At 43.0% G+C, this 13,973-nt stretch carries 14 protein-coding genes; 3 read left to right on the top strand and 11 right to left on the bottom strand.

What is annotated here, in order from left to right:
* The 9 genes from fusA to JUI58_RS19445 form a co-directional block, all read right to left on the bottom strand.
* Nucleotides 1-1,886: elongation factor G (gene fusA, locus JUI58_RS19485; protein WP_204105477.1), on the bottom strand; the 1,886-nt coding region annotated here is incomplete at its 3' end.
* Nucleotides 1,887-2,105: 219 nt separating this feature from the next.
* Entirely contained in the window at nucleotides 2,106-2,576 is a 471-nt protein-coding gene (gene rpsG, locus JUI58_RS19480) for a 30S ribosomal protein S7 (RefSeq protein ID WP_204105476.1), read from the bottom strand.
* A gap of 158 nt (nucleotides 2,577-2,734) precedes the next feature.
* Entirely contained in the window at nucleotides 2,735-3,109 is a 375-nt protein-coding gene (gene rpsL / locus JUI58_RS19475; RefSeq protein WP_204105475.1) for a 30S ribosomal protein S12, read from the bottom strand.
* Between the two features lie 143 nt (nucleotides 3,110-3,252).
* A complete protein-coding gene (locus JUI58_RS19470; RefSeq protein WP_239121586.1) occupies nucleotides 3,253-3,624 on the bottom strand; it encodes an iron-sulfur cluster assembly accessory protein in 372 nt (123 codons plus the stop codon).
* Between the two features lie 26 nt (nucleotides 3,625-3,650).
* Nucleotides 3,651-4,067, bottom strand: a complete 417-nt coding sequence (locus JUI58_RS19465; protein WP_204105474.1) for a phosphomannose isomerase type II C-terminal cupin domain — start codon at nucleotides 4,065-4,067, stop codon at nucleotides 3,651-3,653.
* A gap of 281 nt (nucleotides 4,068-4,348) precedes the next feature.
* Nucleotides 4,349-4,822 carry a universal stress protein gene (locus tag JUI58_RS19460; protein ID WP_204105473.1) on the bottom strand — a complete coding sequence of 158 codons (474 nt, stop codon included), beginning with the start codon at nucleotides 4,820-4,822 and terminating at the stop codon, nucleotides 4,349-4,351.
* Nucleotides 4,823-4,844: 22 nt separating this feature from the next.
* Nucleotides 4,845-5,327: a universal stress protein gene (locus JUI58_RS19455; protein ID WP_204105472.1), complete on the bottom strand. Its 483-nt coding sequence runs from the start codon at nucleotides 5,325-5,327 to the stop codon at nucleotides 4,845-4,847.
* Between the two features lie 92 nt (nucleotides 5,328-5,419).
* On the bottom strand, nucleotides 5,420-6,583 hold the full coding sequence (locus tag JUI58_RS19450; RefSeq protein ID WP_204105471.1) for a pyridoxal phosphate-dependent aminotransferase: 1,164 nt from the start codon (nucleotides 6,581-6,583) through the stop codon (nucleotides 5,420-5,422).
* A gap of 95 nt (nucleotides 6,584-6,678) precedes the next feature.
* The gene (locus JUI58_RS19445) at nucleotides 6,679-9,144 is read right to left on the bottom strand and encodes a M48 family metalloprotease (protein WP_204105470.1); all 2,466 of its coding nucleotides are present in this window, start codon (nucleotides 9,142-9,144) and stop codon (nucleotides 6,679-6,681) included.
* Between the two features lie 129 nt (nucleotides 9,145-9,273).
* Between JUI58_RS19445 and JUI58_RS19440 the strand changes: the two genes are divergently transcribed.
* Nucleotides 9,274-9,690 (top strand): XisH family protein, encoded by a 417-nt coding sequence (locus JUI58_RS19440; protein WP_204105469.1) that lies wholly within the window; start codon nucleotides 9,274-9,276, stop codon nucleotides 9,688-9,690.
* Nucleotides 9,678-10,013, top strand: coding sequence for a XisI protein (locus JUI58_RS19435; RefSeq protein ID WP_204105468.1), 336 nt, complete (start codon nucleotides 9,678-9,680; stop codon nucleotides 10,011-10,013). The genes JUI58_RS19440 and JUI58_RS19435 overlap by 13 nt, the downstream gene beginning before the upstream one ends.
* 59 nt (nucleotides 10,014-10,072) lie before the next feature.
* On the opposite strand, the gene JUI58_RS19430 is transcribed toward JUI58_RS19435, so the two are convergent.
* Both JUI58_RS19430 and JUI58_RS19425 read right to left on the bottom strand, forming a co-directional pair.
* Entirely contained in the window at nucleotides 10,073-10,459 is a 387-nt protein-coding gene (locus JUI58_RS19430) for a XisI protein (protein ID WP_204105467.1), read from the bottom strand.
* Entirely contained in the window at nucleotides 10,447-10,866 is a 420-nt protein-coding gene (locus tag JUI58_RS19425) for a XisH family protein (RefSeq protein ID WP_204105466.1), read from the bottom strand. The genes JUI58_RS19430 and JUI58_RS19425 overlap by 13 nt, the downstream gene beginning before the upstream one ends.
* Before the next feature lie 294 nt (nucleotides 10,867-11,160).
* On the opposite strand from JUI58_RS19425, the gene JUI58_RS19420 reads away from it, so the two are divergent.
* The coding region (locus tag JUI58_RS19420) for a HEAT repeat domain-containing protein (protein WP_204105465.1) at nucleotides 11,161-13,973 on the top strand (2,813 nt) is incomplete at its 3' end.

The raw sequence follows: 13,973 nt of genomic DNA, 5'->3' as shown, positions 1-13,973 counted from the left end.
TCGATTTGACCTCGACGGGAGTTTAAATCCCCCATGACATCACCGAGGAAGTCTTCGGGGACTTCAACCTCGACTTTCATGATCGGCTCGAGGATGATGGGATTGGCTTTCTGCACGGCGTTTTTCATTCCCATAGAGCCGGCAATTTTGAAGGCCATCTCTGAAGAATCTACTTCGTGGTAAGAACCATCCGTCAAGGTGACTTTGACATCAATGAGGGGATAGCCTGCTAGAATACCCGTTTCACAAGATTCTCTCATGCCCTGCTCTACGGAGGAAATGTACTCTTTGGGGATTTTTCCTCCCACAATCTTCGAGACAAACTCGAAACCTGTTCCGGATTCTGCTGGTTCTAAGTCTAGGACAACATGACCGTATTGCCCTTTACCACCACTTTGACGAATGAATTTACCTTCAACTTTGTTGACGGATTTTTTGATGGTTTCCCGATAGGCAACTTGAGGTTGTCCCACATTGGCTTCGACTTTGAATTCTCGTAACATCCGGTCTACCAGAATTTCTAAGTGCAGTTCTCCCATACCCGCAATCACGGTTTGATTGGTTTCCGGATCGGTTCTGACTCGGAAGGTCGGATCTTCGTCGGATAAGGATTGTAGGGCTTTACTGAGCTTGTCCATATCCTGTTGGGTTTTGGGTTCTACCGCGACGGAAATGACGGGTTCGGGAATAAACAAAGATTCCAAAATAATTGGCTGGTCTTCATCACATAAGGTATCCCCGGTAATGGCATCTTTAAGCCCGATCGCGGCTCCCAAGTCCCCTGCTTGGAGTTGGTCTACTTCGATGCGATCGTTAGATTTGAGGACGATCAGCCGAGAAACTCGCTCTTTTTTATCCTTGGTGGAGTTATAAACGTAGCTTCCTTTTTTAAGAACACCAGAGTAAACCCGCAGGAAGGTCAAGCGTCCGTAGGGGTCTGCCATGATCTTGAAGGCGAGGGCAGAAAAAGGCTCTTCATCACTGGCTTTACGAACTTCTTCCTCACCGCTTGGAACTATCCCTTTAATGGGGGGAACCTCGGTGGGAGAGGGTAAGTAGTCAACAACGGCATCGAGGAGAAGCTGCACGCCTTTGTTTTTGAAGGCGGAGCCACAGAGCATGGGCATAATTGAGCCATTTATTGTGCCTCTTCGCAGGGCTGTGCGAATTTCTTCTTCGCTTAACTCTTCTCCCTCCAGATATTTTTCCAGCAGCACTTCATCGGTTTCAGCTACGGATTCTACTAATTTGGTGCGGAATTCCTCTGCTTGGGCTTTAACTTCTTCAGGAATCTCGACATCTTCAATTTCTGTGCCGATGTCGTTGCCATAAATCTTGGCCCGCATTCGGACGAGATCGACAATGCCTCTAAAGTCTCCTTCGCTCCCGATGGGAATTTGAATGGGAACGGCGTTGGCACGTAGGCGATCGCTGACTTGTTCGTAAACTTTTAAAAAGTTTGCTCCGGTGCGATCCATTTTGTTCACAAAGGCAATCCGAGGGACTTTATAGCGATCGGCCTGTCTCCAAACGGTTTCGGATTGAGGTTGAACGCCTCCCACAGAGCAGAAAACCGCAATTACACCATCGAGGACTCGCATGGATCGTTCGACTTCAATGGTGAAATCCACGTGACCTGGAGTATCGATAATATTGATTCGATGTTCTTGCCAATTGGTGCTAATGGCGGCGGCGGTGATGGTAATTCCCCGTTCTCGTTCTTGTTCCATCCAGTCTGTGACGGCGTTGCCATCGTGGACTTCGCCGATTTTATGAACGATACCGGAATAAAATAAGATGCGCTCGGTAGTCGTCGTCTTACCCGCATCAATATGCGCCGCGATTCCAATATTGCGAACTTTCTCTAGCGGGATAGTTCGTCCCACATTGACCTCCTTAGTCTTAGCCAGATTAATGGCTTTGTTACTTTATATGTACGCTATTTACAATTCTATAACTTTTTCAAACCCTTTCTGAAGAAGGTGGAAATGAGAATTTCTTTGGGGGTTTTTTCGGATGGGGATCTGGCGATCGCCTTCTCCAATTTCCTATCTGACATTAATTAAATTTAATTAATATTTAATTAATATTTAATTAATATTTAATTAGTATCGATAGTGAGCAAAGGCTTTGTTGGCTTCAGCCATACGGTGGGTTTCTTCTCGTTTACGCATGGCACCACCGGTTTCGTTAGCTGCGTCCATGATCTCATTGGCCAGTTTCATGGCCATGGTTTGACCCGATCGCGCCCGAGAAAATTTCGATAGCCAACGCAGGGCTAAAGTTGTGCCACGATTGGCGCGAACTTCCATAGGAACTTGGTAAGTCGCACCACCGACTCGTCTGGCTTTAACTTCCACGAGGGGAGTTAAGTTGCGAATGGCAGTTTCAAAGACTTCCAATGGTTCACTATCCGTGCGTTCCCCGATAATTTTCAAGGCATCGTAAACAATCCGAAATGCTAAGGATTTTTTACCGTGACGCATGAGCCGCCGCACGGTCATACTAATCAGGCGGCTATTATAAACGGGATCGGGGGGAATGGGACGTTTTTTGACAACCCGGCGACGAGACATTGTTGATTTTATCCTTTATTGAATTGACAAGACAATTAAATGAATTTTTAAGTCGCTCACTCACAAACGCTCAAAGATTTGACTAAAGAACTACTCCTTTTCAGTTTCAGCAATTTAGTATTCAGCAATTTAGCATAATCTAGAAATTATTCTTGAGATTATTCTTTCGGACGTTTTGTTCCGTATTTAGAGCGACCTTGACGACGATCTTTTACACCAGTTGTATCTAAAGTGCCGCGAATAATATGATAGCGAACTCCAGGTAAATCTTTAACCCGTCCGCCTCGAATCAAAACAACGGAGTGTTCTTGTAGGTTGTGACCAATGCCTGGGATATAAGCAGTCACTTCAAATCCAGAAGTGAGGCGAACTCGGGCGACTTTCCGCAATGCCGAGTTGGGTTTTTTTGGTGTTGTTGTATATACTCTCGTACAAACCCCGCGACGCTGGGGGCATTCTTTTAGTGCTGGTGATTTGGTTTTCTTTTTGGCGACAGAGCGTTCGCTCCGAATCAGTTGCTGAATGGTTGGCATGAGTTAGGCGTAGAGCTTTATTTTTCGTTGATTTTCATATTGCGTGACAGTCTCCCATCATAGCCAGAATTGAGGGGGGGTGTCAAGAAACTTTTTGCAATTAGTTTGTGGGGGATGAGTGTAGAGAGTTGGAAAAAGTTGTCTCAAACTGATTCTATTGAAAAAGAATTGCCGCAACTACAGGTTTTCAGAGCCTGGGGATTATGAAAACGAAAGCCTCCTCCCATTAAATCTTGGGAATAGTCTAGTTTCAAATCGGACAGATAGCGATCGCTTTCGGGGTCTACGATAATTTTAATTCCAGTGCTTTCGTAGTGGCGATCGCTTGAGGTGACAGCATCGGCAAATTCTAAAATATAATAAAATTCCGCACAGCCCCCGGATTTAACGCTTAAGCGGAGTTGACTGTCCGGTGTATTACAGGTCGCTTGCAAGCGACGGATTTCATGGGCTGCGGATTGACTTAAAACAATCATTATTGTGGGTAATGGGTAATGGGTAATGGGTCTAGTCATGGAGTTCCCGATCGCCCATTCCCTTTTCACTTGCGCTTGTAATCGTCTTGGAAGCGAATAATATCATCTTCTCCCAAATATTCCCCATTTTGAATCTCGATAATGACTAAATTAATCGAGCCTGGATTCTCTAAGCGGTGGGCTGTACATTGAGGAACGTAGGTAGATTGATTGCTAGATAGAATGGAAATATTTTCCCCGCAAGTCACTTTAGCGGTACCGGAGACGACGATCCAATGTTCGCTGCGGTGATAGTGCATTTGCAGGCTGAGGCGATGACCGGGTTTAACTTCAATACGTTTAATCTTATAACCCGATCCTTCTTCGAGAACGGTGAAAGACCCCCAAGGGCGCTGGGTAGTAACATGAAGGGGGAGTTCTTGGGGAACGGGTGCTGCTAGGGATAGGGTGGGGGTTTGAGGGATTTCTTTAAGCTGAACCATAGTTGTTTTCTAGTCTATTTTCTAGTCAAGTTTCTAGTTAAGAGGGGCGATCGCGGCTTGAGGATTTCTCGATTCTTTTTCACTTCTCAACCATAACAAAACCACTCTCCTAGAAGCTAGTCGGAATCCTAAATTTAACCAATATCTAACAACTCTTTACGAAATTCTGGTTTCTCTTAATCAAATCCTTAAGAAAACTCGCGATCGCCAATTTTTCCCGTTTCTAGATCGCTGTATTTTGGCGATCGCGATCGTATTGGACTCTATTTAGCAGTTAACTTTCAGGCTTTTCCTTTTCCTTGTACGATTAAGACGGAACAGGACGCATGGTGTAGAACATAGTTGCTAACACTGCCCAAAAACAGTTCGGTTAGTCCAGAATGACCGCGACGACCGATCGCAATCAGATCTGCTTGCCAAGATTTAGCCACGCTACAAATCCAGCGTCCCGCATCTCCTCGCTTGAGTCCGCATTCAGCTTCTAAACCATATTCTTTTGCTTTTTCCAAGTATTGCGCGAGGAAGGCGCGATCTCCTTCTTCTTCCCGTTCAAGTTCTGTTTGTAAGTCTTGTACTTGAGTGATAAATTCTCCGCTATAAACCGATCGCTTCAAGTTGATGCCTTCTTCAAAGGGCTGACAGTAGAAAACGAGCAATTTCGCTTGGTTTTCTTTGGCTAAGTGAAGTGCTTCCTCAAAAACAATATTGGCACGTTCGGAATGATCGATCGCCACGAGAATTTTTTGATAACTCATGTTAATTCTCCCTTTATATTCTCTACTGTTGAGATTCGCTTCCCTGGACGACCAACACGGAACAGGAAGCGCGATGAACGATATAATTGCTGACACTGCCCATCATTAACTCTTGAATGTTGTTACGATCGCGGCGACCGACAACGATTAAATCGGGTTGCCATTGTTTTGCAATTTGTTGAATGCGCCGTCCAGGATTGCCAAATTGCCAATCCCAGTCCGCTTGTACCCCACTACGAACCGCGCGATCGCAATAGGCGGTTAGCCATTGACGGGTTTGTTCTTTTTCGCGATCGAGGTGTTCTTGAATGGCGCGGGCATAATTGCCTAAATTCTGCCCGTAAAGGTCGCTATAAATTGCGGGATTTTCCCGCGTGTCGATGGGAAGACAGTGAAAGATCGTTAATTGAGCCTGATTTTTTCGGGCAATTTCTAAGGATTTATTAAAGACCAATTCCCCTTGCTGCGAGCGATCGACAGCAACTAATATTTTTTGGTATGCCATTTATTTATTGACTCTCCACTAAGTGGCTCTACCTTAATTTTAAGGCGATCGCTCTTGTAATGTTGTCTTCTGTTTCGAGAACTTACCTAAACTTAAAGAGACGCAACAAATTTTGCTAATCGTTCCATGCCTTTTTGAATTGAGGTTAAGTCTGTTGCATAAGACATCCGAACTTCGCTTTCTGAACCAAAAGCGATGCCAGGAATCGCTGCAACATGATACTTATCCAGCAAAATATTACAAAATTCAAGGGGGTCTATTCCCGTTTCCTTGATATCGATATAAACATAAAAAGCGCCATTGGGTTGCGGACAACTCAGATGGGGAATTGTCGCAATGCTATCGAGAATAAAACGGCGACGTTCGCTAAAAGCGGCCAACATGATTTCTACAGGTTCTTGAGTTCCTTCTAAAGCCGCGATCGCGCCATATTGAGCAAAAGTGCAAACATTTGAGGTACTATGCCCTTGAATTTTTGTCATGCCTTGAATTAATTCTAACGGTGCGGCGGCATAACCCACGCGCCAACCTGTCATGGCATAACTTTTCGCAAATCCGTTACTAATGATAGTCCGGGCAAAAACTTCCGGACTAACAGTACCAATACTTAAATGTTCTGCACCATCGTAGAGAATTCTTTCATAAATCTCATCGGAGACCACCAGTAAATCTTTCTCAACAACAACTTCAGCTAAAGCGCGAATTTCTGCGGGGGAATATACCATCCCGGTTGGGTTGGAGGGAGAATTAAGCACGAAAAGTTTGCTTTTTTCCGTTGTCGCTTGGCGAAGTTGTTCGGGGGTGATTTTATAACCATTACTGACTTCTGTGGGAACGAGAATAGGAGTCCCTCCCGCCAGTTTCACCATTTCGGGATAGCTGACCCAATAAGGAACGGGAATAATGACTTCATCTCCCGCCTCAATTAAGGTCAACATGAGGTTAAAGAGGGAGAATTTGCCGCCATTGGTGACAATAATATTCTCAGGCTGATAGTTTAAGTGATTATATTCTTTTAATTTAGCGGCGATCGCCTCCCTTAGTTTGGGTTCTCCGGCTGCGGGTCCGTAGCGGGTTTTCCCTTCATCTAATGCTTTTTTAGCGGCTTCTTTAATATGTTCTGGGGTATCAAAATCCGGTTCCCCGGCACTAAAACTACAAACATCAATTCCTTCTGCTTTCATGGCTTTGGCTTTGGCTGAAATTGCTAAAGTCATGGAAGGAGGCACTTGTGTTACGCGCTGGGCTAATTTCACGGCGATGTTTTCCCCACATTTTTGAGTTGATAATTTTTCCAGTGTAGAAGGATTGTTGGGAAACTGTCTGAATAATTTAATACTTTCTTTGGAATTTAAGCATTCCAAATTAACCAAGCACTCCAAAGCGCTGACAAAACTGCTAACACCGTTACCCAAACTGGATAACCGCTACGAGTGCTTTTTGTTCCCGTTGTGCGAATTTCATCGACATCGATCCAAGGAATACTGCCTCGACGAAACCAACCGGAAACCGTTACTTTGCGATCGCAAAATTGTTCTGGACGTAGAGGAATGGGAAACAGATTCCCAATAGTACCTGCTTTAGAAACAAAATTCAAGCGAATTGAACCTGACGAGGTTTTTAACATCAAATCCTGTGCTAACCAATTACTAATGCCTTTCCGTCCCATTAATCTTCCAGTTAAGCGAACGCCTTGATTATTAGGAGGCAGTGATTTAGGGTTAGAGAGTAAGTCTTCAATACGCGGATCTTTGCGAGTGGGAGAAATACGAATATTGGGAAAATAGTGATTGATCCAAACAATAATACAAAAACTAAATGCAGCCAAAATACAGGCATCGAGAAACGGATTAACTGTATTATAAAGCCAAATTAAGCGCCAAAGCGGAAGGCGAACCCAAGCACTTAAATAGTCGCTTGCTAGTCCAATTATCCATAAAGTAATTCTTGCTGCTAAACCAAACAATAAACCAAACAACATGGAGGTTTGTAATAAAGGTAAGGCTTTATAGCTATTTTTCAATTTCTCTAAATTTAATTGATTATCTAATAGTAAAATTGCTAGAAAAATGATAAATATTGAAACTAAATTTACTCCATTTTCATAACTCAGCCAGACCAATAATAGAACCAAAAAATCTTTATATTCTTTTAAACGAGCAGTTAAAAATAAAACAACGAGAATAAAGATAACCGAATAAATCGTCTGTTGAAGCCCGCGACTCCAATCAATCCATTTTGTTAAATATCCCAAATAAAGCGTTAAAAATAAACAAAAGAATTCCTCCAGTTTAAATCTTCTTTTCTCTTCTTTCTCTTGAATCAAAGTTGGCAAATCGATTTCGGGGGACAATTTCCAGAAATTAGCATAACGATTGAGCAAATAAATGCGATCGCCAATTAAAGGATGAGGTTCAAATAATCCTAACCAATAGCGATACTCATTGGTACATTCCCATGTTAATACATCTGCAAAAGGGGTTTTATCCGGCAAACTTCCCAAACTCAAGGCTTGTCGATAACCGACGGGCATTAATAGATCAAATCCTTCTAAAATCCAAATAGTTTCTTGTCGTTGTTCGATCTGTTTCGCCATCCCTACTGCAATTTTTAGTAAAGCACGACTGAGGGCGTTAGGATTACCTGTAAACTCCGCCGCAAAGCGATCGCTATAATAGAGTCGTTGTCGAGAAAAATAGAGCAAAGGTAGCCGCCAGAGGCAATAGGTGCTATAAAATAATGCAGCCCCCAAACCGCCAATCCATCGCACAGACGACGCAACAAATTGAGGGTAAGTTTGAGGGACAATTTGACTGAGATTCTCTCCCCATTTCGTGGTTTGCCAATATAGGGTAAAAGGAATTTGTAATAAGGCGATCGCCCCAGAAAAAAAGATAAAATCGCCCTTGACAATTTGCGAAAAATGTGAAGCAAAAATGGCTGCTAATTCGTCATCTTCCAGTTGTTCGAGGAGGGAATCACTAACAATAATTCGGGCATTGCGGGGAAGATTGCCATAAGTTAGAGAAAAGGGCGCACTTGTTGGTAATATGCCCAATTGAGGGCGAGAAATCTTGTATTGTGTCGCCAGTTTTTGCAGCACCTTCGCTGTTTCTGGATATTGAGAAGCGAGTTGAGAAAACTTGAGGGGTTCGAGTTTATAGAAATATTTGAAAACCCAATCTAAAAGCCAAGGTGAAACCGCGAGAAGAATAACCAGAAAAATTAAAATATTGCGAGTTGGATTTTGATAAAACCCTTGAATTGGCGAAACTAAAGGTAATCTTGCGAGAATATTATTCACAAAATCCAGCCCCCAATCGAGACTTGTTCGCACCACCCAAAATAAAATCAAAGTTGTGATCGCCTGTCTCAGCCAAAACTTCCATTCTTGGGGGGCTTTCAGGCGCTTCCAGGTCTTCGCACGTTCCGCATTACGCCATTCCCTTCCAGATACAAATACGGCTGCTGCTGCGGCTTCTGAGGGGGACTGATAAGCTGTGGGTAACTGTCGTTTTCCCGTTTTCTGTTCTTCTGTCCCCTGTGCTTGTTTCTGATACCGTAGAACTAAATCTTTGTAAGTTTTGGCCGCCCAAGGATTTTCCTCTAGGTCTTGTGCGAGGTCGCGACAGAATGCGATCGCGTCTTGTTGGCGATCGCCCTTCCAAAGCGCCAAAACTAAAGACTGACGCGCACTTGTCAGAATTTGGGGGTCTAATTCAACTTCGCACAGTCCTTGAAAATGGGCGATCGCTGTTTCATAATCCCCTTGGCTTAATGCTTCTTGACCTGCGGGAAAGCTCGGCTCTGAAATCATGGTTCATGGTAAAATTTCTCTGTCCCTAGAATTATAGAACTTCTGGGTTAGTCTAATAAATGTAGCGATCGCCCGTAAAATGACTGGAGAGGCGATCGCGCTTTCAAGTTTTTAAAAACCTCACAGACAGTGGCCAAAGATAAATTTCACGAATCCGTAAAACAAGCGCTCATTAAGGAGCAATGGACGATTACTCACGATCCATTACGAATTGAATTTGGAGAAGAAGATAAAATTCAGATTGATTTAGGTGCAAAACAGATTTTAGGTGCAGAACGTACCGGACAAAAAATTGCTGTAGAAATTAAGAGTTTTTTAAATGACTCTGCCATGTTTGATTTTCACTTGGCACTGGGACAATTTTTAAATTATCGTTTAGTTTTGGAGGAAATAGAACCAGAACGCATTCTTTATCTCGCCATTCCCCTTACTGCTTACCAATCTTTTTTTCTCCGAGATTTACCCAAAGCGGCAATTCAACGGTATGAATTAAAGTTGCTTGTTTATGACCCAATGAATGAGGCAATTGTAAAATGGATAAATTAACGCAATATCGACAAAATATTCAAGATTTGCTTGCTGACCACGCTCGAGTTCAACCCATTGGTGGTGACATTGAATCTCAAACTGTTTTTGATTTGCAACGCGATCGCTATTTGTTAATTGATTTAGGATGGGATGGACAACGACGAATTTATTCTGCGGTCATTCATATCGAAATTCGCGAGGGAAAAATTTGGATTCAACGCAACCAAACCGATTCTCCTATTGCGGACGATCTGTTAGCAAGAGGAGTGACAAGAGAAGATATTATTGTCGGGTTGCAACCACCAGAGTTTAGACAATACACGGGTTTAGGTATTGCTTAAATCCCTTGTTTGAGAAACAGAGATGGAGAGGCGATCGCGCTTTCAAGTTTTTAAAAACCTCAACTTTGGCGATCGCCACCAATTTCTAATAATACTTGTTGAGTTTGAGAATGAGGAACACCATAAGCCGTATAAGGTCTAACTTCAGGAGGTTGCAACCCCAAGACGATCGCATCGGTGGGAATTCCTGCTGCAACTAATTCCTCGGCAATTAGGCGATCGGTATTATTGGCTTGAATCCACACTTGCTCTTCAATGATATCAATGTGCATCACGCAATGATGAACCCGCAATCCTTTTGACCAACCTATTTCTAAAAGCAAATAGCGATCGCATTCAACATCAAAAAGCGTTTCATTTTGTATATTCTCATCCGATGTAGGAATCTCAGCATAGTCCTGTAAAAGTTGGCGAACAATGTTGCGATAATTTTCTAAGGAAGCCATTTGACAATTTCCTCCACTTGCGGATTGAAAACAAGAAGTTTAAGGCGATTTTTATCTAAGAGAAATTGACCAAATCGATCTCCTTCAAAAATTTCTGTAAAAGCATTTAAAGGAAGGGCAAGGTAAATTTGTCGATCTGGCTCAATTTTTTCTAAAATATCACTATAAATTGTGTATTGTCCTAAAGCCTGCTCCAAGTCGGCAATTCTTGATTCTCTCAAAAAACTTTTAATCTCAATTGCAATCTTTTGCTTGTGTTTTTCTGCTGCTAATAACTGTTCTGCACCCAGATCAACCGATAAATTCCGCTTTGCCCACCTCAAAGGCAATGGATCGTGAGTAATCGTCCAGTCAGCTTTGATAAGCGCTTGTCTGACAATATTATGATAAATATCTTTAGCTGGCACGATCGCAATCTCTTCTCAATCTGAGCCTACAATAAGCATTATAGATAAAATTGCAGATCGGCTACCAAGTTACTTGTCCCGAATCTACAGATTTTTGCGGTTGAGGAGAGGTTATCTGTAGAAAAAATCGCTCTTCCAAAGCGCCAAAACTAAAGAATGACTGGAGAGGCGATCGCGCTTTTAAGTTTTTAAAAACTTCAACTTTGGCGATCGCTCGTTAAATTAACCTTAAGTACCACACTTGTTAACAGCTAAATGCTAGAATGACCGTTAACTCTCAACACCTCTCGGATTATGGCTATCGATCCTTTTTCCATGATTCTGTTGCCTGTGATGATCAACATTGTCACGTCTCCCATTGATGCGAGGAGTCTTTTCAGGCGCTTTCAAAAACAGACAAAGCCCATTAATCACGACTTACAAAAGGCGATTAAGATCGCTTACTTGCAAGCCTTGATAGAAATTGCCACAGAGTTTAAATCGGAAAAAATTCAGTCATTTCGCCTTTATTTACCGACAGAATCGGAAAAAATTCAGTCATTTCGCCTTTATTTACCGACAAAAATTGATCGAAAAATTAAACAAAAAATTAAACAATGGCAAACTGAGTTACAACAAGTAAAAAATGCCAAAGACGAGACGGAAATAGCATCTCCCTTGCAAAATACGGCAGAAATTGAGCAACTTTTACTGTCTCATGGTCAACCGATTGGCGAACAGATAAAAGAATTAGAAACCCGACTAATTAGCCAAGCATTACAAGGAATTGCTGATATACCACCAGATTATCATAATCAAATAGAGACGAATTTATTTTCCAGAATATACGATCATTTTATTGAGCAATTAAAAACTAATGAACGTGCCTATAGAGCCTTTGAATTAGAATATTTACCAGCCATTAATGCAAGTTTAACGGAGATTGGAGTTGGACAAGAGCAAGTTGCTTTGACGATGACAGATATGTTCTCAGTCGTTGATCGTACTGACCAAAATGTGCAAAAAATTATTGAGATTCTCAACCCAAAATCATTGACTTTAGAAGACTGGCAAGAAATTTGTCGTCAAAACCTCGCAGAACAAAAGAAATTCACCACAAAAGAGTCTCATCTTCCTGGGGCAGAACTGCAACTGGATGATATTTATGTTCCTTTAGCAATTGTTGAACGCAAACCGCCCAAACCTACCTCAAGAAATCAGCAGGAAGAAAAGAAAGAAGAAAAACTAATTCCCATTGCAGAAGAAGGCTTTTTTGAAGAGGTGTTGCGACAAGGGAAAGGCGAAATTAGTCAAGGGCGAAAAATAGCGATTATTGGCGAACCGGGTTCGGGAAAAACCACGCGGTTACAGAAGATTGCCGATTGGATTTTAGAGCAAGATTTGGGGTTGCCAATTTGGATATCTTTGGCAGATGTAACCCAGCCAACAATTACCCACTATATTGAAGAAATCTGGCTCAAACCAACAGGTAAAAGCCTCGCAATTGACGAACTCACCCAACAAAAACACCGAATTTGGTTATTGTTGGATGGGTTGGATGAAATGACATCTAAGGTGGAAAATCGCCATGTTTTGGCACTGTTGGGGGGATGGGTGCAAGCGGCGCGGGTGGTGGTGACTTGTCGGGTGAATGTCTGGGAAGCGGATAAGAATGCTTTTTCGGGGTTTGATGTGTTTCGCAATTTGGAGTTTAACCCCGAACAGGTGAGGGACTATATTAGCCGTTGGTTTGTTGGGATAGGGGATGCAGCAACGGGGGAGAGTTTAGAGGAGGCGTTAGCACTGTCGGAAAATTCCCGTCTCAAGGAGTTGATTTTGAATCCCTTGCGGTTGTGGATGTTGTGTCAAATTTGGCAGGAGGAGGATCGCCGTTTACCGGAAACGCAGGCGGGGTTATACGGGCAGTTTTGGCAGGAGGAGGATCGCCGTTTACCGGATACCCAGGCAGACTTGTATGCCCGTTACCTGAAAGAGGTGTATAAGTGGAATCGGAATTTGCAGGAGTTGCGCCACCATGCCCAGCGCTGTGGCACAGATATCACGAAATTAAAGCAGGATATCACGAAATTAAAGCAGGATATCACGAAATTAAAGCAGGAGTTGAATCGGCAACTGGGGGAACTGGCTAAGGTTGCGCTGAATTTACCCCAGGAGCGATTTCGGTTATCCCAGGCTTTGGTGGAAGAGTATTTGGGGGAGGAATTGGATGAGACATCGTTGGGTTATTTGGCGTTGCGGTTGGGCTGGTTGAATCGGGTGGGCAGAGATAAGCGAGGAGATTCTATTTTTGCCTTTTATCATGCGACGTTTCAGGAGTATTTTGCAGCGTTGGCGGTGGAGGATTGGGATTATTTTTTACCTCGAAATCATGTTAATTTTCCGGTGGCGGGGAAGGAATATCGGATTTTTGAACCGCAGTGGAAGCAGGTGATTTTGTTGTGGTTGGGGCGTGGGGATGTTGTGGATGAGGAGAAGGAGGGATTTATTCAGGCGTTAGTTGAGTTTCAAGCTGGAATAAGAGATTTTTATGGACATCAAGCCTATTTTCTAGCTGCTGCTGTGATTAATGAATTTAAGGCTTGTTCCCTCGCTTCAGAGATTGTTAAGCAGGTGGTGAAGTGGGGGTTTGGTTATTTCAATATTGAAAAGCAGGAATGGCAAACTTGTCTCGATCCGATTAAAAAAGGGGCGAGAGAGGCGATACCAGAAACCATTCAACAACTTGCTACTACAGAACTCATTCAAATTATTGAAAATTGCCAAAATGAATATACCCGTTTGTGGGCGGCAAGGAGTTTGGGGAAAATCGGACAAGGAAATCCTCAAGCGATTGCAGGTTTAATCAGAATTATGGAAACTACTGACGATGAAGATACCCGTAGGCGGGCGGCAGAGAGTTTGGGGGAAATCGGACAAGGAAATCCTCAAGCGATTGCAGGTTTAATCAGAGTTCTGGAAACTACTGACGATGAATATACCCGTAGGCGGGCGGCAAGGAGTTTGGGGAAAATCGGACAAGGAAATCCTCAAGCGATAGCAGCTTTAATCAGAATTATGGAAACTACTGACGATGAATATACCCGTAGGCAGGCGGCAGACAGTTTAGA

Source organism: Spirulina sp. CCY15215 (assembly GCF_016888125.1).
GTDB lineage: Bacteria > Cyanobacteriota > Cyanobacteriia > Cyanobacteriales > Spirulinaceae > CCY15215.
This window is presented reverse-complemented; position numbering and strand designations above follow the sequence as displayed.